Origin of the sequence: Methyloprofundus sp., assembly GCF_965251085.1 — a bacterium.
Taxonomy (GTDB): Bacteria; Pseudomonadota; Gammaproteobacteria; order Methylococcales; family Methylomonadaceae; genus Methyloprofundus.
In genome coordinates this window covers 2,974,914-2,991,820 of sequence record NZ_OZ252594.1, presented here as the reverse complement: position 1 = coordinate 2,991,820, position 16,907 = coordinate 2,974,914, and the positions used below count along the sequence as shown (strand labels likewise).

Annotated in this window: 19 protein-coding genes; 8 read left to right on the top strand and 11 right to left on the bottom strand. The window is 43.5% G+C overall.

Features of this window, described 5'->3' with window-relative positions:
• Window position 1: 1 nt before the first annotated feature.
• From ACQY3F_RS13930 to ACQY3F_RS13880, 11 genes are all read right to left on the bottom strand, one after another.
• Complete coding sequence (locus tag ACQY3F_RS13930) at window positions 2-1,399, bottom strand: cytochrome b (protein ID WP_428355493.1); 1,398 nt, start codon at window positions 1,397-1,399, stop codon at window positions 2-4.
• Complete coding sequence (petA, locus tag ACQY3F_RS13925) at window positions 1,396-1,995, bottom strand: ubiquinol-cytochrome c reductase iron-sulfur subunit (RefSeq protein WP_428355491.1); 600 nt, start codon at window positions 1,993-1,995, stop codon at window positions 1,396-1,398. Before petA ends, ACQY3F_RS13930 begins: the two co-directional genes overlap by 4 nt.
• Window positions 1,996-2,195: 200 nt before the next feature.
• Window positions 2,196-3,278 (bottom strand): histidinol-phosphate transaminase, encoded by a 1,083-nt coding sequence (gene hisC / locus ACQY3F_RS13920; RefSeq protein WP_428355490.1) that lies wholly within the window; start codon window positions 3,276-3,278, stop codon window positions 2,196-2,198.
• A 20-nt stretch (window positions 3,279-3,298) separates the two neighbouring features.
• Window positions 3,299-3,628 (bottom strand): ASCH domain-containing protein, encoded by a 330-nt coding sequence (locus tag ACQY3F_RS13915; RefSeq protein ID WP_428355489.1) that lies wholly within the window; start codon window positions 3,626-3,628, stop codon window positions 3,299-3,301.
• A gap of 127 nt (window positions 3,629-3,755) precedes the next feature.
• On the bottom strand, window positions 3,756-5,057 hold the full coding sequence (hisD, locus tag ACQY3F_RS13910; RefSeq protein WP_428355488.1) for a histidinol dehydrogenase: 1,302 nt from the start codon (window positions 5,055-5,057) through the stop codon (window positions 3,756-3,758).
• Window positions 5,058-5,063: 6 nt separating this feature from the next.
• Window positions 5,064-5,690: an ATP phosphoribosyltransferase gene (gene hisG / locus ACQY3F_RS13905; RefSeq protein WP_428355486.1), complete on the bottom strand. Its 627-nt coding sequence runs from the start codon at window positions 5,688-5,690 to the stop codon at window positions 5,064-5,066.
• A gap of 14 nt (window positions 5,691-5,704) precedes the next feature.
• Window positions 5,705-6,970 carry a UDP-N-acetylglucosamine 1-carboxyvinyltransferase gene (murA, locus tag ACQY3F_RS13900; protein ID WP_428355484.1) on the bottom strand — a complete coding sequence of 422 codons (1,266 nt, stop codon included), beginning with the start codon at window positions 6,968-6,970 and terminating at the stop codon, window positions 5,705-5,707.
• Window positions 6,971-6,976: 6 nt separating this feature from the next.
• Window positions 6,977-7,288 carry an STAS domain-containing protein gene (locus ACQY3F_RS13895; protein WP_428355483.1) on the bottom strand — a complete coding sequence of 104 codons (312 nt, stop codon included), beginning with the start codon at window positions 7,286-7,288 and terminating at the stop codon, window positions 6,977-6,979.
• Between the two features lie 250 nt (window positions 7,289-7,538).
• Window positions 7,539-8,003: an outer membrane lipid asymmetry maintenance protein MlaD gene (gene mlaD, locus ACQY3F_RS13890; protein ID WP_428355482.1), complete on the bottom strand. Its 465-nt coding sequence runs from the start codon at window positions 8,001-8,003 to the stop codon at window positions 7,539-7,541.
• 2 nt (window positions 8,004-8,005) lie between these two features.
• The gene (mlaE, locus tag ACQY3F_RS13885) at window positions 8,006-8,785 is read right to left on the bottom strand and encodes a lipid asymmetry maintenance ABC transporter permease subunit MlaE (protein ID WP_428355480.1); all 780 of its coding nucleotides are present in this window, start codon (window positions 8,783-8,785) and stop codon (window positions 8,006-8,008) included.
• Complete coding sequence (locus tag ACQY3F_RS13880) at window positions 8,782-9,579, bottom strand: ATP-binding cassette domain-containing protein (protein WP_428355478.1); 798 nt, start codon at window positions 9,577-9,579, stop codon at window positions 8,782-8,784. The genes mlaE and ACQY3F_RS13880 overlap by 4 nt, the downstream gene beginning before the upstream one ends.
• A 175-nt stretch (window positions 9,580-9,754) precedes the next feature.
• Here ACQY3F_RS13880 and ACQY3F_RS13875 point away from each other — a divergent pair, with 175 nt between their 5' ends.
• From ACQY3F_RS13875 to ACQY3F_RS13840, 8 genes are all read left to right on the top strand, one after another.
• Window positions 9,755-10,576, top strand: a complete 822-nt coding sequence (locus ACQY3F_RS13875; RefSeq protein ID WP_428355477.1) for a spondin domain-containing protein — start codon at window positions 9,755-9,757, stop codon at window positions 10,574-10,576.
• 558 nt (window positions 10,577-11,134) lie between these two features.
• A complete protein-coding gene (locus ACQY3F_RS13870; protein WP_428355476.1) occupies window positions 11,135-12,097 on the top strand; it encodes a calcium/sodium antiporter in 963 nt (320 codons plus the stop codon).
• 10 nt (window positions 12,098-12,107) lie between these two features.
• Window positions 12,108-13,079: a KpsF/GutQ family sugar-phosphate isomerase gene (locus ACQY3F_RS13865; RefSeq protein ID WP_428355475.1), complete on the top strand. Its 972-nt coding sequence runs from the start codon at window positions 12,108-12,110 to the stop codon at window positions 13,077-13,079.
• A gap of 1 nt (window position 13,080) precedes the next feature.
• A complete protein-coding gene (locus ACQY3F_RS13860) occupies window positions 13,081-13,608 on the top strand; it encodes a KdsC family phosphatase (protein ID WP_428355473.1) in 528 nt (175 codons plus the stop codon).
• Window positions 13,608-14,177, top strand: coding sequence for an LPS export ABC transporter periplasmic protein LptC (lptC, locus tag ACQY3F_RS13855; RefSeq protein WP_428355472.1), 570 nt, complete (start codon window positions 13,608-13,610; stop codon window positions 14,175-14,177). The genes ACQY3F_RS13860 and lptC overlap by 1 nt, the downstream gene beginning before the upstream one ends.
• Window positions 14,164-14,679, top strand: a complete 516-nt coding sequence (lptA, locus tag ACQY3F_RS13850; RefSeq protein ID WP_428355471.1) for a lipopolysaccharide transport periplasmic protein LptA — start codon at window positions 14,164-14,166, stop codon at window positions 14,677-14,679. The genes lptC and lptA overlap by 14 nt, the downstream gene beginning before the upstream one ends.
• On the top strand, window positions 14,679-15,404 hold the full coding sequence (gene lptB / locus ACQY3F_RS13845; RefSeq protein ID WP_428355470.1) for an LPS export ABC transporter ATP-binding protein: 726 nt from the start codon (window positions 14,679-14,681) through the stop codon (window positions 15,402-15,404). The genes lptA and lptB overlap by 1 nt, the downstream gene beginning before the upstream one ends.
• Window positions 15,405-15,451: 47 nt before the next feature.
• Window positions 15,452-16,903, top strand: coding sequence for an RNA polymerase factor sigma-54 (locus ACQY3F_RS13840; protein ID WP_428355469.1), 1,452 nt, complete (start codon window positions 15,452-15,454; stop codon window positions 16,901-16,903).
• The last annotated feature ends 4 nt before the right edge of the window (window positions 16,904-16,907 follow it).

Sequence of the window (16,907 nt, the reverse complement as noted above, 5' to 3'; positions counted from 1 at the left end):
ATTAGTCTAGGCTCCCTATGATTTTTTTACCAAGTTTTCTTAGCTCATGGCCAATGCCAGAAGCATCAGGTCGAGTATGCATTACCGTGCGTCCATCTTTAGTTTCTGGGACATCGTGAGTCATAGCAGCAAAAGACTGCTTGATAGCCGGAAGGCGATCTTCAATACTAGGCTGCTCGTTTACGCGTTTGGGTAAAGGTTTGGGTTTTTCCCAGCGAGTATAAATTGGCATCAATAAGAAGAAGGCAAAGTATATCGCAGTAAAAACTCTTGCTGCTATTGTGGCATTGTGCGTAGGCGGCTGCATACCTAAATAACCTAGCGCAATAAAGCTAATCACGAATAGAAAGATTGCTTTTTTGTAAATACCGCCGCGATAGCGTATTGATCTTACTGGGCTACGATCTAACCATGGAAGCAAGAATAATACGACAATCGCACCACCCATGGCGATGACTCCCCCAAATTTATCAGGTACAGCTCTTAAAATTGCATAGAAGGGCGTGAAATACCAGAGTGGAGCAATATGATCAGGTGTGGCTAATGGGTCTGCCGGGATAAAGTTGGCATGCTCTAGAAAGTAACCGCCTAGTTCTGGCATGTAGAACAGTACCGTCGCAAAAAAGAACATAAAAACGGCAACGCCAACGATGTCTTTGACTGTGTAATAAGGGTGGAAAGGAATGCCATCAACAGGATGTCCCCATGGGTCTTTAGAGTCTTTTATTTCTATGCCATCAGGATTGTTTGATCCGACTTCATGCAAGGCGATAATATGTAGAAATATCAGCATGATTAAAATCAATGGTATAGCAATGACATGGAAAGCAAAGAAGCGATTTAAGGTCGCATCAGAGATAACATAGTCACCCCGAATCCATAAAGATAAATCATCTCCAATAACTGGAATTGCGCTAAATAAAGAGATAATTACCTGTGCGCCCCAGTAAGACATCTGGCCCCAAGGTAGTAGGTAACCCATGAAGGCTTCTGCCATTAAGGCTAAAAAGATCAGCATGCCGAAGATCCATATCAACTCTCGGGGCTGTTTGTAGGAGCCGTAAATCAGCCCGCGAAACATATGCAGATAGACCACGATAAAAAAGGCTGAAGCACCGGTAGAATGCATATAGCGAACTAACCAGCCCCAAGGGACTTCACGCATGATATATTCTACTGAGTCGAATGCCAGAGCCGCGTCAGGCTTGTAATTCATGGTTAGTAGAATGCCTGTGACTAGCTGGTTGACTAATACGAGTAGTGCCAGAGAGCCAAAGAAATACCAGAAGTTGAAATTTTTCGGCGCATAATATTGCGCCATATGTTCGTTCCACATTTTGGCCATTGGGAAACGTTGCAGAAACCAGGTGCCGCAATTCTCTAAGTGTTTTGACTTCATGCGCTTGCCTCCAAAGTATCTTCGCCGATTATAATGCGTGTGTCTGTAATATAACGGTGTGGCGGTACATCCAAATTAGTGGGAGCCGGAACGCCGCTGTTGACACGGCCTGCCAGATCAAATCCTGAACCATGACAAGGGCAGAAAAAGCCGCCATTCCATTCAGGCCCTAGGTCATTAGGGGCTATTTCAGGGCGGAAAGTGGGTGAGCAACCAAGGTGCGTACACAAGCCAACAGCAATAAAGATTTCCGGTTTAATAGAGCGAAATTCATTCTGACTGTAAGCTGGCTGGATTGATTCTAATGAATTTGGATCTGCTAGTTTGTCAGTATCCGTTGCCAGGATTTCTAAAATCTCTGGTGTACGGAAAAGAACCCAAACGGGTTTGCCACGCCAGGCTGCGCGTATGAGTTGACCTGGTTCTATTTTACTTATATCAATTTCTACTGGGGCCCCAGCTGCTTTAGCCTTGGTGCTCGGCTGCATTTGTGCTAGGAATGGTACGGCAATATAACCTGTACCCACAGCACCAACGACAGTTAAGGCCGTTGTTAGAAATTGGCGTTTTGAATTGTCGACGCCTTGTTCGCTCATGTATAACGCTCCTCTGTTTGTGTATTTTCAGCTTTTTTCATTATTATCGACTCAATGTTACATGAGAGTTGCGATATTATGAAGCTTGTTTTAATAAACTTTTTGTCAGTTTATAGTTTTTAATACTTTAACTGTTCGTAGGGCGTGGCTTTAGCCCGCCTGTTCGGTGTTCTGGTATATAGGCGGGCTAAAGCCACGCCCTACATTATTGCAATTTTTAGTGCCTTAATAAAAGCATTGTTTTCTTCAGGCTTACCTATAGTCACCCGTAAGCAATCACTGAGCAGGCCCTTGTGTGGAGCAAGGTTTTTAATTAATATGCCTTGCTCTTTTAAGCTGTGGAAAATGTTTGTAGCCTGGTCTTTTGCGGTGCGCAATAGAATAAAGTTTGCCGAGCTAGGGCAGGGATTTATATCTTTCAGGGTGCTGAGCTGTAAAAACATACGCGCACGTTCCTGGCGCAATATTTCAGTTTGTTCAGTAAACATTTGCGGATGAGTTAATGCAAACTCGACACTGCACTGAGTAAGGATGTTGATATTATAAGGCAGTCGCGCTTTATTTAACTGGTTAATTATTAAGCTATTGCCTGCTATAAAGCCTAAACGTAATCCTGCCAGCCCCAGTTTCGAGACTGTGCGCATAACTAATAAATTTTTATATTTTGTTAATTGCTGGATAAAATTGCTATCTGTAAAGGGCGCATAGGCTTCATCAATAATCACCAGGCCAGGAGCTTGCTGGATGATTTGCTCAATTGCATTGCGGTCGAATAAATTGCCCGTGGGATTATTAGGGTAGGCAAGAAAGATAATTTCGGGTTGCTGACTGTTAATCGTTGCCAACATCAGTTCTAGGTCTAGTTCAAAGGTATCAGCCTTTAAGGGTATGCCCTGATAATTTAGACCTAGACATAATGCGACCTGTTTGTACATAACAAAACTGGGCTCTGGTGCTATAACAGTCGCATTAGCGGGTAAGGCCATCAGCAAAAGCTGGATGATTTCATCGGAACCATTGCCCAGTAGTATTTCACTCTGATCAGGGATCTGATTATATTCTTTTAGAATACGACAAAGTGATCTGGCTTCTGGGTCAGGGTAGCGATTAATTTCTGCATCGTGCACAATTTTTAGCCACTCTACTTTAATCTCTTCTGGCCAGGTATAGGGGTTTTCCATGGCATCAAGTTTTATATATCCCGTAGCATCGGCTACTTTGTAGGCAGTTAATGCTCTGATTTCAGGACGAATAACGCTAGAGATAAGGTCTTGTTCAGTCATGTGATTAATGATATAGCGTATTAATCAACACGTTTGAAATGGTGTACCCAGACGGGTGCAGACTCATTCCATTGCATACCTTTATGCATTTTTAGAATCAGGTTTTTATACATTTCCAGATTTGGATAACCTTCAGCCTGCGCTTCTGCGTCACCCATATCACCGATGGTTTCGCGGGTTAAATCAGTCACTATAAATTCTTGACCTTCCAAAATAAAAGTTTCATTCGGGTAGGCATACACTCCGTCACGGCGTTGCTGTGTTTTTCTACCGCTTAAAGCGGCTTCGACTAGTTTTGAGTGAGTCACCAGGCGTTCTATGCTACAGGTTTTTTCGGGTAGGTCAGTCATTGTATTTTCTCGTGTTGTGTTATTTATTCTGGTTCCCACGGTCTGCGCGGGAATTCATATGAGAACGCTCTGCGTTCAGTGACGCAGAACGTAGCAACCTGCATTCCAATAATGGGAGATAAAATATTCACCTTAATCTATATTCTGCAGAGCGAGCATGTGCGGTTAAGCTTTCCCCGCGCGCTAACACTGAGGCTGTTTTGCCTAAGGTATTAGCCCCTTCAGCCGAGCAGAAAATCAGGCTGGAACGCTTCTGGAAATCATACACGCCTAACGGTGAAGAAAAGCGTGCTGTGCCAGAAGTGGGTAATACATGATTCGGTCCCGCACAATAATCACCCAGAGCTTCCGCTGTATATCGGCCCATAAAGATAGCGCCTGCATTACGGATATGTTTACAAAGCGCTTGCGGGTCTTCTACAGATAATTCTAGATGTTCTGGGGCAATAGTATTAGCAACCTCGGCAGCTTGTTCTAATGATTCCACTTTTATCAGTGCGCCACGCCTAGATAATGAGGCTTTAATAATTTCAGCGCGTTCCATTTCCGGCAGTAACTTAGCGATGCTTTGCGCTACGGCTTCCAGAAAATCAGCATCATCCGACAATAAGATCGCCTGGGCATCTTCATCATGTTCTGCCTGAGAGAATAAATCCATGGCAATCCAGTCGGGGTTGGTTTTGCCATCACAAATAATCAGTATTTCTGAAGGGCCGGCAATCATATCGATTCCTACTTTGCCAAACACCAGTTTTTTGGCCGTTGCTACATAGACATTTCCAGGGCCGACAATTTTTTCTACGGCTGGAATAGATTCTGTGCCATAGGCTAAAGCAGCGATAGCTTGCGCTCCTCCTATGGCAAAGGCACGGTCAACACCAGCGAGATGGGCGGCTGCTAAAACCAGCTGATTAGAAACACCTTGCGGTGTCGGTACAACCATAATCAGTTCACGTACTCCAGCAACTTTTGCGGGAATAGCGTTCATCAAAACTGAAGATGGGTAGGCGGCTTTACCACCTGGAACATATAATCCAGCACGGTCTAATGGGGTTACTTTTTGACCCAGCACGGTGCCATCTGCTTCAGTATATTGCCAGGACTCCAACTTTTGCTTTTCAGCATAGGCGCGTATGCGGTTGGCTGCTGTTTGCAATGCTTCTGCTTTATCTTCTGGCAAGCTATCCCAGGCAGCTTTTAATTGTTCCTGCGAGAATTCCAGCTCTGCTGCTTCGGTTAAGGAACATTGATCAAATTGATTGGTGTAATCGATGACGGCCTGGTCGCCATTTTTGCGTACATTGGCAATAATATCTAGAACGCGCTGGTGAACTTGATGGTCTGAGCCTTCCTCAAAGGCTAGTAAGTCCTTAAGTTGAGTCTGAAAATTTACGTCACCACTATTTAGGCGGTTGATAGTTTGAGTCATATTGATTTATCTTGCTGCAAGTGTTTTTTCAAATTGGTCTAGCAATGGCTGAATAATCTGGTGTTTCATTTTCATCGAAGCTTTATTAACCACCAGGCGTGAGCTAATATTCATAATCAGTTCGCGCGGTTCTAGTCCATTAGCGCGTAGAGTATTACCTGTATCAACTACGTCAACTATACAATCAGCAAGGCCTACGATAGGCGCAAGCTCCATTGCGCCGTAGAGTTTGATGATCTCTGCCTGGATACCTTTGCTGGCAAAATAGCGCTCGGCTGTTTTGACATATTTTGTTGCTACGCGCACGCGCCCCTTAATATCAGGTGCGTTAATAGGGGCTGCAGTCATCAGTTTGCAGCAGGCAATATTTAGGTCTATCGGTTCGTATAAATTATCCGAGTCATGCTCAATCAGAACATCTTTGCCTGCGATGCCTAAATCGGCTGCGCCATATTCGACAAAGGTAGGGACATCGGTGGCGCGGATGATAACGAGTTGTACATCTGCATGGTTGGTTTTAAGAATAAGTTTGCGACTGGTTTTTGGATCATCCAGTGGAACAATATCGGCATCTGCGAGTAAGGGTAACGCCTCGTCGTATATTCTGCCTTTAGAAACAGCGATAGTTAACATGAATAAAACCTGTATTATTTTGGAATGCGGCGTATGGTTGCGCCAAGTTGGGAAAGTTTTTCTTCTATATGATCGTAGCCTCGATCGATATGATAGATACGGTCAACTAATGTTTCACCTTCAGCCACCAGCCCCGTGAGCACCAGGCTGGCAGAGGCACGTAAATCTGTTGCCATAACTGGAGCGGCAGTCAGGCTTTCTACGCCTGTGCAAATAGCGGTATTGGATTCTAATTTGATATCAGCTCCCATGCGTTGCATTTCCTGAACATGCATAAAACGGTTTTCGAAAACCGTTTCGGTAATCGTGCTGACGCCATCGGCAATTGCGTTCATCGCAGTAAACTGTGCCTGCATATCCGTTGGAAAAGCAGGGAAGGGGGCGGTACGAATTGATACTGCTTTAGGACGTTTGCCCTGCATATCCAGTTCAATCCAGTCTTCACCTCTGGTAATGTGTGCGCCTGCTTCGCTGAGTTTGTCGAGTACGGCATCCATGAGTGTTGGTTGTATCTTGTTGAGTCTGATTTTTCCCCGGGTTATTGCGGCTGCAACCAGATAAGTTCCGGCCTCAATTCGATCAGGTAGAACATTGTAATGCAAGCCTTCTACACCTAAGCGCTTAACCCCTTCAATTTCCAGAATATCGCTCCCTATTCCGGTAATTTTTGCCCCCATTTTATTAAGAAAATGTGCAAGATCATTAACTTCGGGTTCGCGTGCTGCGTTTTCAATAATGGTTTTACCCTCAGCTAGGGTAGCTGCCATTAAAAGGTTTTCTGTGCCGGTGACGGTGACTTGCTCTAAAACTAGACGACAACCTTTTAAGCGTTTTGCTTTGGCATGAATATAGCCATTTTCAACTTTAATATCTGCGCCCATTTTTTTTAGGCCATCCAGGTGAATGTTAACGGGCCGCGCTCCAATAGCACACCCACCAGGAAGTGAAACATCGGCTTGACCGAAGCGCGCTAATAGCGGGCCTAAAACCAGTATTGATGAACGCATGGTACGGACCAGTTCGTAAGGCGCTTCCAGTTTGTTAATGGTGCTGCTATTGACTTCTATATTGAGCTTTTCATCTACGGATAATTCTACGCCCATGCAGCCTAATAATTCCATGGTTGTCGTTATATCGTGTAAATGCGGGATATTACCAATCAAAACAGGCGTGTCGCTGAGCAAGGTCGCCGCTAAAATCGGTAGTGCTGCATTTTTAGCACCCGAAACGGTGAGAGTACCAGACAGTTGTGTGCCGCCAGTAATGAGTAATTTATCCATAGCTGTTTAGTTGTTCTTAGAGTTAAATAAATCGATTTCAGATATATCGCATAATTTTGCCAGGGCAGTGAGTTGCGCAGGGATATGATCGAATCTTAGTTGTGTTTGATATGCGCGGGCAAATTTTATCCATTCTATAAGTAAAGCCAATCCAGCGCTATCAATTTTACCCAGTTGCTGTAAGTCTATATTGATAGATGAGGGGGATTGTGCAAAGTTTAGAGCTTTTGCGCTGGCTTTATTAATCGTGCTAAAGGTTAAGTCGCCCTTGATAATATATTGATCCTTAGCGGGTGACAGAATTTCTATTTTTTGCATAGCATTATCCTAGAAACCGCAGTTGAGCAGGGATTTTGTGGAAAATCTGAGTGCGCAAGACAAGGCACAGCTAGCAGGCAATGGCCGTAGCCCTTGGCAATAGCTGTAACGCAGTATTTTGCACTCAGATTTATTCACAAAACCGTGAAGCGAAGTCTGTTCACCCTGCAGATGATAAGTTGTTATGGTCATTATGTCTTATATTCAAATGCTTAGAGTGTTTTTTAGCGTTCAACTGTGGTTTTTAGGATTACTGGTCTTTATCCGATGAGTTAAACAGGAACTGACTTATTAAGCGCTCAAGCACCAGTGCTGATTGAGTAAGCTCTATGCTGTCGCCTTGCTGTAAAAATTCATCTAATCCACCCGGGGTTAGGCCGATGTATTTATCGCCTAGCAAGCCTGAGGTTAATATGCTTGCTGATGTATCGCTAGGTAGTTTATTAAAGCGCGCATCAATCCTTATTTTAACCAGTGCATCATAATTTTCCATGTCGAAACTTATTTCGGTTACACGGCCAATAGGCACGCCTGACATAGAGACCAATGCTTTATTTTTAAGTCCGCCGATATTTTCAAAATGGGCATTCACTGTGTAGCTGCCATTATCCTGCATAGCACTAAAATTACTCACTTGCAGGGCAAGAAAGAAAAGTGCGGCGATACTCAGGCTAACAAACAGGCCAACTAAAATTTCTATGGATTTGCTTTGCATGTTCAGTTCGCTCCATACATAAGGGCGGTTAATAAAAAGTCAAAGAGCAGAATGGCAAAAGCCGAGTTGACCACTGTGCGGGTAGTAGCACGACTAATGCCTGCTGAAGTCGGAAGGGCATCATAGCCTTCAAATAAGGCTATCCAGGATACCAGCCAGGCAAAAATGATGCTTTTAATAACGCCATTTATAATATCCTCGTGAAAATCAATCGAGCTTTGCATTTGCGACCAGTAAGCACCTGAATCTACATGCAGTAATTCAACGCCGGCCAGGTAACCGCCGATAACCCCGATAGCACTAAATAAGGCAGCTAATAATGGCAGGGATATAAATCCGGCAAAAAAGCGTGGTGCAATAATATATTTAAGCGGATCTATCGCCATCATTTCCATTGCTGAAAGTTGCTCTGTTGCTTTCATTAAACCAATTTCAGCGGTTAATGCAGATCCCGCACGTCCGGCAAATAATAGCGCACTCACCACAGGGCCTAACTCTCTGACTAATGAGGCTGCGACCATAATCCCCAGTGATGATTCGGCGCCAAAGGTAGATAAAGTATAAACACCTTGTAAGCCGAGCACCATACCGACAAATAACCCGGAAACAGCAATCAGCCAAAAAGTCAGCGCACCTACATGATACAGTTGTTTAATCAGTAAGCCAGGCCGAGTCAGGGTGTAGCCCAGACTGCTTAAAATCGCAAAAAGAAACAGACTACTTCGGCCTAATTTAGCGACAAATTTTAAACTGGCGTGACCTAAAGACTGGAATAATTTCATAAAGTGACGTTACTAGCGAGCAGGTCCGTGTCCAGATCTGCTGCTGGATAGTGAAATGGCACGGGTCCATCTGCTTTGCCGTGCATAAACTGCCTAACCCAGTCTGATCCAGTATTGTAAAGTTCTCGTGGAGTACCTTGCCCAGTAATTTTCCCCTCTGAAATAAGGTAAATATAATCTGCAATCGTTGCTGTTTCCTGTACATCATGCGAGACAATAATGCTAGTCAAATGCAAGGTGTGATTCAAGGTCTGAATGAGTTTGACGAGTACACCCAGAGAAATCGGGTCTTGCCCGGTAAAGGGCTCATCATACATGATCATTTCGGGGTCTAGCGCCAGCGCTCTTGCCATCGCTACGCGTCTTGCCATGCCGCCAGACAGTTCGCTAGGCATTAACTGACGTGCACCGCGCAGGCCTACTGCATTGAGTTTTAACAGCACTAATGTGTGAATCATCGATTCCGGAAGTTGTGTGTGTTCTCTGATAGGAAAGGCAATATTGTCGTATACAGACATGTCGGTTAATAAAGCCCCACTTTGAAACAGCATGCCCATTTTTTTGCGTAGTCTATAGAGTTCGCTGCGGGATAGTTGGTGTACGTTTTGTTGATTGACCAGAATACTGCCGCTATCAGGTTTAAGTTGCCCGGCTATCAGCTTTAATAAAGTGGTTTTTCCAGTACCACTTGGACCCATGATTGCAGTGATCTTATGCGCTTCTATTTCCAGCGAAATATTGTCAAAAATTTTTCTGTTGCCACGCGAGAAAGTTAAGTTGCGGATAGAAATCATGCTATAACAGATTTATAGGGAAAGGCATAAATGCACTATTATAGTGTATGCGTTTAGTCACAGCACATTTTTAATGTAGCGAGTGTTTTTTTGTATTGAAAAATTTGTAAGGTTGAGGAGGAGTACTCGACTAATAGTGATGTTTTGGTTTTTTTTAAACTCTGGGGGTAATATGATGAAAATATTTTACGCCAAGATCTTTCTGCTTTTCTGTATAGGCGGATTAGTTTCGACTTCTGCTGTGGCGGATAGATTGAACCTTAATGCCGGGTCAGCGGAAGTCTTGAATGCGAATGCAATTGCATTGCAAAACTTATCATTTGATGAGCAATTTTATAATGCGGTGATTCAGCTAAATCTTGATGGGACTTATCAGCTATTGTCTATAGAGCAGAGTCATATCGCAAGTACGGCAAGCTATGAAGTCAGCTTCGAAAGTACCTGGAGTGCCGCGACTCACCCTTATCAATTTCCTGCTGGGAGCGCGCATTTTTCGGGGCTGATTGGCGCGACACACCGCAGCGATTTTAAGCTTTGGCAAACGGGTGAACTTGCAACTCCTGGTATAGAAAATATGGCAGAAACAGGGGGTAAATCACCTTTAATTAATGAAATAACCAGTGCAATTGACACAGAAAATGCTGAATTTCTTTTATCCGGTGGAGGAATTGCAAGTTCTCCGGGGATGGTTGCATTGCGTTTTGACGTGACTCAGGCTTATGCATTTGTTTCTCTGGTTTCTATGATTGCACCTAGTCCTGGCTGGTTTGTGGGAGTATCGGCTTTAAGTTTAATAGCAGATGGACAATGGGTAGATGAGCTTAGGGTGCCATTGTTTGCGTATGATGCAGGAACTGATAGTGGTATTGCTTATTTTGCAGCAAATATGGATACTGATCCGCAGGCTAATATAAGCCGTTTGCAGGAGCCTCCTTTTGAAGTAGAAGGAGAAATTCCCGCTTTAGGTCGCTTTATTTTTCGGCGCGTACAGCCTTAAACCTAGAAAAATCGGTTGAACGCGGATTTATAGTGCAAGTCATTGAACTAATATAACACTTTCAAAAAACCTTAGCTTCACCCATAGCTTAATTGGGTGTTTTTTGAAGTGCCGTGGAATCAAGAGCTGGTGCTAGAAACTGTGAGCAACTGGTTTTTTTAGGTTAAACCTAGAAACCGCAGTTGAGCAGGGATTTTGTGGAAAATCTGAGTGCGAAAGACAAGGCACAGCTAGCAGGCAATGGCCGTAGCCCTTGGCAATAGCTGTAACGCAGTATTTCGCGCTCAGATTTATTCACAAAACCGTGAAGCGGAGTCTGTTCACCCTGCAGGTGATAAGTTGTTATGGTTATTATGTTTTATATTCAAATGCTTAGAGTGTTTTTTAGTGTTCAATTGCGGTTTTTAGGTTAAAGGGTAGGTTGCGGTTAGCGGGTTCTTGAAGAAGCTGTTATAGCTACTTTCTGGAGACGATTGTTTTGTCATTTTTTAAAGGCAATGCTGACACAGATGATGATTTTTATGGCACAATACGCAATTTTTGAACCAACTGATAAATATGTTGATTGAATTTCTTGCTTTGCTAGTAGGCTTGGTTGTTCTGGTTTATGCCGCTGGCTGGTTTGTGGATGGTGCATCGTCTATCGCCCGAAACTTTGGTGTTTCACCGTTATTGATTGGCTTAACCATTGTCGGTCTGGGTACTTCTGCACCGGAAATCATGGTTTCTTCATTAGCCTCAATGCAGGGAAATCCTGGTTTGGCAGTTGGTAATGCTATCGGTTCTAATATAGCTAATGTAGGTTTAATACTCGGTGCGACAGCTTTGATTGCTCCGCTGGCTTTTCATTCAGGTTTATTAAGGCGGGAATTACCCGTGCTGATGTTAATTAGCATAGGGTGTTATATTTTGGCGCTGGATGGTTTAAGCGTTATCGATGGAGTGTTAATGCTTTCAGGCTTGGTTGCCTTCCTGTATTGGTTAATACGCGCGGCAATGGCAGAACGTAAAGATGATGTTTTAGCGCAAGAAGTCGCCGCTGAAATTCCAGAAACCAGGCCAAATAATAAGGCATGGTTATTTTTTGGTCTAGGCTTAATAGGATTATTAGCGAGTTCTAAGGTTTTAGTTTGGGCTGCGGTTAATATAGCTCACTCTATGGGAGTGAGTGACCTGGTAATCGGGCTAACCATTGTTGCTTTAGGGACCAGTTTGCCGGAGCTGGCTGCATCGATTGGTAGCGTACTTAAAGGTGAAGATGATTTAGCAGTCGGTAATGTAATCGGTTCAAATGTGTATAACCTTCTAGCGGTTTTCTCCTTGCCTGCATTGCTTGCACCTGGACCAGTCGACGCTACTGTTATCAGTCGTGACTTTCCGGTATTGCTCGCCTTTACCGGGATATTATTTATTTTGGGTGTTGGCCTTTCAAAGGCGGGAAATATAAACCGCTGGGAAGGTGCTGGGTTGTTATCTGGATATTTGTTTTATCAGTGGACTATTTATCAAAGTGTCGTTTAAATAAGTAGATATGAATGATGCCCAATTGATACAAGTTGCAAGCGAAGTGATTGAGCTAGAGGCTCAAGCCGTGCAAGGTCTGTTGACTAAGCTGAATGACAGTTTTGTGCAGGCCTGTCATTTAATTATTGCATGTGAGGGGCGGGTTGTGGTCACCGGTATGGGTAAGTCTGGACATATAGCCGGGAAGATAGCAGCAACACTGGCGAGTACGGGAACACCGGCATTTTTTGTGCATCCTGGAGAGGCAAGTCACGGCGATTTGGGTATGATTACCCGGCAAGATGTGGTGCTGGCTTTATCAAATTCAGGAGAAACAGCGGAAATTTTAACGCTATTACCGATTATTAAACGTTTAGCAGTGCCCATGATAGCCATGACGGGGAGAGTCGAGTCTACACTGGCTAAATTTTCTTCAGCGCATTTGAGTAACGCAGTAGAGCAGGAAGCTTGTTCTTTAGGTTTAGCGCCTACTGCAAGTACTACAGCAGCTTTAGTGATGGGCGATGCCTTGGCTGTTACCTTGATGACTTTGCGTGGCTTTACGCGTGATGATTTTGCTTTGTCGCACCCTGGGGGAAGCCTGGGTAGGCGGTTACTGGTTATGGTGCGTGATATTATGCATACCGGTGAGCAACTGCCTGTTGTAGCGCAGGATGTCAGTATTATGGATGCTTTAGTAGAGATGACTGCAAAAAAACTAGGTATGACGGCTGTTGTTGATCAACAGGGGCAACTGGCAGGTATTTTTACCGATGGTGATGTACGCCGATTACTGGAAAAAGCTATTGATGTTAAAGTAACTTTACTGGCAGAGGTGATGACCGTTGACTGTCAGGTGATCAGTCAGGATGTTCTGGCTGCAGAAGCAATGCAGGTTATGGAGCAAAAGAAAATTAATGCTTTAATCGTGGTTGATGCCAATAAGCAAGTGACGGGTGCGTTGAATATGCACGATTTAATTCATGCAGGAATAGTCTAAAATGCAAAATAGAATTGCTAAAGCAAAGAATATTAAATTATTAATTTTGGACGTAGATGGCGTTTTAACTGATGCCAAGCTGTTTTTTGATGAGCAGGGAAAAGAATATAAAGCTTTTAATGCGCGTGATGGTTTAGGCATTAAATTATTACAAAAGTCGGGAATTCAGGTCGCCGTTATTTCAGGCAGAGCCTCTAAACCCGTTGCTTTACGCATGGAAATGTTAGGTATTAGTCTGGTGTATCTGGGACAAACAGATAAGGGGCAGGCATTTAAGGAAATTATTGCTAAGGTTGGTTGTACAGCTGACCAGGCGGCACACGTGGGTGATGACCTAATTGATTTGCCAGTATTAATTCAAGTTGGGTTGGCAATTGCTGTGCAAGATGCAAGTGAGCAGATCTTACCTTATGTTGATTGGCAAACGCGTCTAGCAGGCGGTCAGGGAGCGGTACGAGAGGTCTGTGATTTTATTTTGCAGGCACAGGGAAAAATGCAAGGTCTGGTAGAGTCATTTAAAGAAATATAATGTTTGCCGAGCAATGTAAGAATTTTTTATTTCTGTTTTTGATTTTCCTGTTCTCAATATGGGCGGTTATGTATTCGCCGGAACATAAAGAGCAAGAGCGGGTCATTACTATGGAGAAAAATGCCCAGCATTTTGCGGTTAATTATAGTAAAACGCAACTGGATGAGTTCGGCTTGACGAATAGTAAATTAACCGCCGATTTTGCAGCTAATTACAGTGGTGATGTCGGCACTGAGCTGACGAATCCAGAGATGATGGTATATAAAAAAGACGCACCACCCTGGGTAATTCGTTCCAAAGCAGGGCATATCTCTGCAGACGGTAATCAAATTTTCATGAGTGGCCCGGTTTTTATCGATCGTGCTGCGGCTCAGGGTGTGCGTGAAGTAAATATTAAAACCTCAAATTTGCGTGTTTTGCCGGATCGAAACTATGCTGAGACGGATGATTGGGCAGAGTTGGTCAGTGGACTGGATAGAATATCTGGCGTGGGTATGGAACTATTTTATCAGGATCCATTGTATGTAAAATTATTGAGTAATATTAAAGGCTTACATGAGTATTATTAAGTCGCTATGGCCAATGTTTATAGCTTTAAGTTGTGCATATAGCCCCTGGGCAACTGCTTTGGAGGACGATGCGCGGCAACCGGTTAGCATTGAATCAAATTCAGGCTTTTACGACGATAAAAAAGGGCTTAGTATTTACACCGGCGAGGTTGTTGTTATTCAGGGTAGTCTGCGTATGGATGCAGACAAGGTCGTTGTGTATATGCAAAACCGGGAGATACAGAAACTGGTAGCAACCGGAGAACCGGTAAAGTTTAAACAAACACCGGAAGAAGGCAAAGAGGATGTGCATGGCGATTCTTTAACAGCCGAATATTATCCGGAAACGCAACTATTGATTATGATTAAAGATGCTGTGGTATGGCAGGGGAAAAATAGTACGGCAAGTGAAAGAATTGAATATGATCGTATTAGTGAAGTGGTTAAAGCGGGCGATAGCGAATCTGCGGATAAGCGAGTGCATGTGATTTTGCAACCAAAAAATGGAGCAGACGAGCAGTAATGGCGATTCTGGCAGCAAAACATATTGTTAAAGCCTACTCTAAGCGTAATGTCGTTAATGATGTTTCTTTGCATGTGGAAAGTAATGAAATTGTTGGCTTGCTTGGGCCCAATGGTGCTGGGAAAACAACCAGTTTTTATATGCTGGTAGGTCTGGTGCGTGCCGATGCGGGGCATATTTTTTATGATCAGCAAGAAATAACTCACTTTCCTATGCATATACGCGCTAAACTGGGGATAGGCTACTTGCCTCAGGAAGCCTCGGTGTTTAGAAAGCTGAGTGTTAGCGATAATTTGCGCGCAGTGCTGGAGCTTAGAAAAGGTCTAAGTAAAGGGCAAATCGACCTGATTATCGATGAATTGCTGGATGAATTTAGTATCTCGCATATTCGCAATAATATAGGAATGGGTCTATCGGGAGGAGAACGGCGCAGAGTTGAAATTGCCCGAGCTTTGGCAACCGATCCTGAATTTATTTTACTGGACGAACCTTTTGCCGGTGTGGATCCCATTTCTGTGATTGAAATCCAGAAGATTATCGCGCATTTAAAGGATAGAAATGTTGGCGTATTAATTACCGAACATAATGTTCGTGAAACGTTGGGTATTTGTGATCGAGCCTATATTTTAAATGCCGGTCAAGTGATAGCAGAGGGGTCTGCAGCAGATATCGTTGCAAATGAAGAAGTAAGGCGTGTTTATTTGGGTGAGAATTTTAGTTTGTGATAATGTTGAAATTCTTTTGTTGTTGTCTGATGAATAAGGGGAGTTAAATGAAGCAATCATTGCAACTCCGCATGGGGCAGCAATTATCAATGACGCCACAATTGCAACAGGCGATCAAGTTATTGCAGTTGTCTACCCTGGATTTACAGCAAGAAATTCAGCAGGCTTTAGATTCAAATATGATGCTGGAAGTGACTGAAGAAGAAAGAACATCTTTGCAGGAGCAAAGTGTTGTTGAAAATAAAGTAGATACTACCGATAGAATGAGTAGTGAAGGCTCGCAAACCGATATGCCAGATGAGTTGCCGACTGACAGTTCCTGGGAAGATGTTTTTGATTCTGTGCAAATGGGTGCGGCATCTGCTCCTGCAGGAGAGATACCTGATTTTGAAGTGCAGCGTAGTAAGTCGATCAGCTTGCAAGATCATTTACAATGGCAAATGGAAATGGTTCCCTTTACCACTAGAGACCGTGCCATAGTTGCTGCAGTCATTGATGCAGTGAATAGTGACGGTTATTTAAGTGTTCCTGCTGCTGATATTTTTCAGGGGTTAAGCGAGCAGATTGAGGAGCTCGAAGAAGATGAGTTTTACGCTGTGTTGCATCGGGTGCAGCAATTTGATCCTCCTGGGGTTGCAGCTGAAGGGTTACAGGATTCCTTAAGTATACAGTTGCGCCAGTTGCCTGAAAATACAGCTTTTAGAAATGAAGCAATACAATTAGTCAATCATTACCTGGATTTATTAGCTGCGCAGGATATCGCCAAACTAATAAAACGCCTAGCTATTTCAGAGCATAAATTAAGCGCAACGATAGCACTGATTCGTTCTCTTGATCCGATACCTGGGCGGTCTATAGAGGAAGGGAAATCAGAATATGTTATTCCTGATTTATTTGTTAGCAAAATTAACGGTAAGTGGCACGTAGAGTTAAACCCTGATATTGCACCGAAGCTAAGGGTAAACCCTTTTTATTCAGGCATGATAAAAAGGGCGGATAATAGTAAAGACAATGTCAGCATGAAAGAACATTTGCAGGAAGCACGCTGGTTTATAAAGAGCCTGCATAGTCGAAATGATACTCTGTTACGCGTAGGGCGGAGTATTATACAACGACAAACAGGTTTTCTTGAACATGGTGCAATTGCCATGAAACCCATGGTTTTAAGAGATATTGCTGAAGAACTGGAATTACATGAGTCGACTATATCGCGGGTGACCACACAGAAGTATATGCATTTACCCAATGGCGTAATCGAGTTCAAGTATTTCTTTTCCAGTCATGTTTCGACAGAAGGCGGTGGGGAGTGTTCGGCTACTGCAATTCGAGCTTTTATTAAGGAGCTGGTTAGCAGTGAGAATCCAGTAAAACCGCTGAGTGATAGTAAAATGGCGGAATTGCTCAAAGAAAAAGGGATTAATGTTGCACGGCGGACAATTGCTAAATACCGTGAGGCAATATCTATTCCATCATCAAGTCAAAGAAAGCGACTTTTGTAAGGAA

What these genes read in the sequence shown, in the direction of transcription:
- ACQY3F_RS13930 (WP_428355493.1), bottom strand. Translation starts at nt 1,399, where the DNA reads ATGAAGTCAAAACACTTAGAGAATTGCGGCACCTGGTTTCTGCAACGT.
- petA (WP_428355491.1), bottom strand. Translation starts at nt 1,995, where the DNA reads ATGAGCGAACAAGGCGTCGACAATTCAAAACGCCAATTTCTAACAACG.
- hisC (WP_428355490.1), bottom strand. Translation starts at nt 3,278, where the DNA reads ATGACTGAACAAGACCTTATCTCTAGCGTTATTCGTCCTGAAATCAGA.
- ACQY3F_RS13915 (WP_428355489.1), bottom strand. Translation starts at nt 3,628, where the DNA reads ATGACTGACCTACCCGAAAAAACCTGTAGCATAGAACGCCTGGTGACT.
- hisD (WP_428355488.1), bottom strand. Translation starts at nt 5,057, where the DNA reads ATGACTCAAACTATCAACCGCCTAAATAGTGGTGACGTAAATTTTCAG.
- hisG (WP_428355486.1), bottom strand. Translation starts at nt 5,690, where the DNA reads ATGTTAACTATCGCTGTTTCTAAAGGCAGAATATACGACGAGGCGTTA.
- murA (WP_428355484.1), bottom strand. Translation starts at nt 6,970, where the DNA reads ATGGATAAATTACTCATTACTGGCGGCACACAACTGTCTGGTACTCTC.
- ACQY3F_RS13895 (WP_428355483.1), bottom strand. Translation starts at nt 7,288, where the DNA reads ATGCAAAAAATAGAAATTCTGTCACCCGCTAAGGATCAATATATTATC.
- mlaD (WP_428355482.1), bottom strand. Translation starts at nt 8,003, where the DNA reads ATGCAAAGCAAATCCATAGAAATTTTAGTTGGCCTGTTTGTTAGCCTG.
- mlaE (WP_428355480.1), bottom strand. Translation starts at nt 8,785, where the DNA reads ATGAAATTATTCCAGTCTTTAGGTCACGCCAGTTTAAAATTTGTCGCT.
- ACQY3F_RS13880 (WP_428355478.1), bottom strand. Translation starts at nt 9,579, where the DNA reads ATGATTTCTATCCGCAACTTAACTTTCTCGCGTGGCAACAGAAAAATT.
- ACQY3F_RS13875 (WP_428355477.1), top strand. Translation starts at nt 9,755, where the DNA reads ATGAAAATATTTTACGCCAAGATCTTTCTGCTTTTCTGTATAGGCGGA.
- ACQY3F_RS13870 (WP_428355476.1), top strand. Translation starts at nt 11,135, where the DNA reads ATGTTGATTGAATTTCTTGCTTTGCTAGTAGGCTTGGTTGTTCTGGTT.
- ACQY3F_RS13865 (WP_428355475.1), top strand. Translation starts at nt 12,108, where the DNA reads ATGAATGATGCCCAATTGATACAAGTTGCAAGCGAAGTGATTGAGCTA.
- ACQY3F_RS13860 (WP_428355473.1), top strand. Translation starts at nt 13,081, where the DNA reads ATGCAAAATAGAATTGCTAAAGCAAAGAATATTAAATTATTAATTTTG.
- lptC (WP_428355472.1), top strand. Translation starts at nt 13,608, where the DNA reads ATGTTTGCCGAGCAATGTAAGAATTTTTTATTTCTGTTTTTGATTTTC.
- lptA (WP_428355471.1), top strand. Translation starts at nt 14,164, where the DNA reads ATGAGTATTATTAAGTCGCTATGGCCAATGTTTATAGCTTTAAGTTGT.
- lptB (WP_428355470.1), top strand. Translation starts at nt 14,679, where the DNA reads ATGGCGATTCTGGCAGCAAAACATATTGTTAAAGCCTACTCTAAGCGT.
- ACQY3F_RS13840 (WP_428355469.1), top strand. Translation starts at nt 15,452, where the DNA reads ATGAAGCAATCATTGCAACTCCGCATGGGGCAGCAATTATCAATGACG.